The organism is Candidatus Erwinia dacicola, from assembly GCF_001756855.1.
GTDB lineage: Bacteria > Pseudomonadota > Gammaproteobacteria > Enterobacterales > Enterobacteriaceae > Erwinia > Erwinia dacicola.
Map to the genome: position 1 here is coordinate 1 of NZ_MAYS01000496.1, position 1,765 is coordinate 1,765.

A 1,765-nucleotide genomic window follows, 5' to 3' on the forward strand; every position below is an offset into this window, starting at 1 on the left:
ATCCGTGGTTGGGATGATGGTCGAGGTGTGGATTCCGGGCGTGCATTACTGGCATGGCAGAAAGGTACTTTGGTAGGTGGCAGAGACGATAATGATAGCGGATTAGATATTTCATACATGACTAATGGTTCTACCATTGACTATGGCGGGGACAAAATCCCCACAGGGGAATATGTAGGTACTTATCTCTGGTATATGGACTTAGGTACTGTAACAAACGCCGCACGCAGACAAACAGCCCTTTACGATAGGTTTTTCAATGTCACTCGTCCGCGAAATGTTGCTTTTAACTACATTGTGAGGGCAGCATAATGTCTCAGGCAGAATTAAACAGCGAACTGATTGCCACGGTGGCAGGGGAAATCACCGTCTATAACTACGATGGTGAGACACGTGAATACCTGTCTTCGTCAGTTGAGCATTTGCCCGTGGGTATCGGCATCCCTGCCAATTCATGCATCGATGCGCCAGGCAAAATCAAAGACGGCTTTGCAATTTGCCGTAAAGCAGACTTCTCATCATGGGAATATATCACCGACCACAGAGGCCAAACCGTTTATAACACAGAGACAATGCAACCGGTTGAAGTGACGGCACTGGGTGATTATCCCAAACGTACAACCCCCATAGCTCCAGCATCACCTTATGATGAATGGGACGGAGATAAATGGGTCACAAATGCTGACGCAAAAAATAAAGGTGATATTGCAGATGCAGAACAACTTCGACAAACGCTCCTCGCTCAGGTGGATGAACTAACTTCCGACTGGCGGGTGGAGCTTATGCTCGGTGATATAAGCGAAGAAAACAAAAAAAATTGTCGTCGTGGATGGCTTTTAAAACCGCGCTTAAAGCCGTCGATGTTTCGACGGCTCCTGATGTTAACTGGCCTGCTCAACCGGAGGCGTAGGCCATTTGATATTCGGTGTAGAGTCAGGAATAACAGCCTGTAATTCTTTTATGTAGGCCAGCCAGAGTATCAGGCTGGCCTTATCTTTATCACCGAGAATATCTAACTGCAACTCCGTCTGCCACAGACTGATTGTTGCCTTAGCCCCATCAAGCAATACCGTTTTCTGCAGCACCGCAGCCGCTACATCAACTTCACGCTGTGCTACCGTATCCGTTACCCACTCGCTACCGTTCCACTTATCGTACTCAGTAGCAGGTACCAGCGTAGTGGTACCCTCCGGGTAATCGCCAGGCACAGTCATGGCAATCGCTTCACCTGTTTCAGTGCTATAAACTTTCTCACCTCGATGATCGGCTACATATTCCCATGCACTCAAGTCCACAGTACGGCATATGGCAACGCCGGTTTTACTCTCGACCGGCGCATCAATGCAGGAATTAGCCGGAATACCGACTCCCACGGCGAGATACTCAAAAGATGAAGACAGGTATTCGCGTGTCTCACCATCGTAGTTATAGACGGTGATTTCCCCTGCCATCGTGGCGATCATGTCCTGATTTAATTCAGCTTTAGCAATCATGCAGCCCTCACGATGTAGTTGAATGAAACGTTATGCGGTCTGGTTTCCACACCACCCGTTTTTTCCATAAGGATGTAGGTATGGCAACGGGATCCCGTTCTGTTAGTGACTTCCAGTGATTCACTGTCTTGATCTGTGTAAGCAATAATCTTCTCTGTTGGCGTTCCGTATTCATTTATAAAACGGTGATTGTGAGAGCGTAGTTCATCGGCCTGAGCAGTAAGAAGAATGCGACCCGCGTCCAAGCCGCGCCCATCATCCCAACCACGGAT

General features: G+C 48.2%; 2 protein-coding genes and 2 pseudogenes. 2 read left to right on the plus strand and 2 right to left on the minus strand.

Features of this window, described 5'->3' with window-relative positions; all coding sequences use genetic code 11:
- Both BBW68_RS18930 and BBW68_RS20800 read left to right on the plus strand, forming a co-directional pair.
- A partial coding sequence (locus BBW68_RS18930; RefSeq protein WP_083264908.1) for a phage tail protein occupies positions 1 to 312 on the plus strand: 312 nt, incomplete at its 5' end.
- A pseudogene (locus BBW68_RS20800) lies at positions 312 to 910 on the plus strand (tail fiber assembly protein). The gene BBW68_RS18930 and the pseudogene BBW68_RS20800, both read left to right, overlap by 1 nt.
- Here the strand turns inward: BBW68_RS20800 and BBW68_RS12890 are convergent.
- On the minus strand, positions 882 to 1,490 hold the full coding sequence (locus tag BBW68_RS12890) for a tail fiber assembly protein (RefSeq protein WP_070135670.1): 609 nt from the start codon (positions 1,488 to 1,490) through the stop codon (positions 882 to 884). The pseudogene BBW68_RS20800 and the gene BBW68_RS12890 sit on opposite strands and share 29 nt — an antisense overlap.
- A pseudogene (locus tag BBW68_RS19225) lies at positions 1,490 to 1,765 on the minus strand (phage tail protein); the annotation flags it as partial. The pseudogene BBW68_RS19225 and the gene BBW68_RS12890, both read right to left, overlap by 1 nt.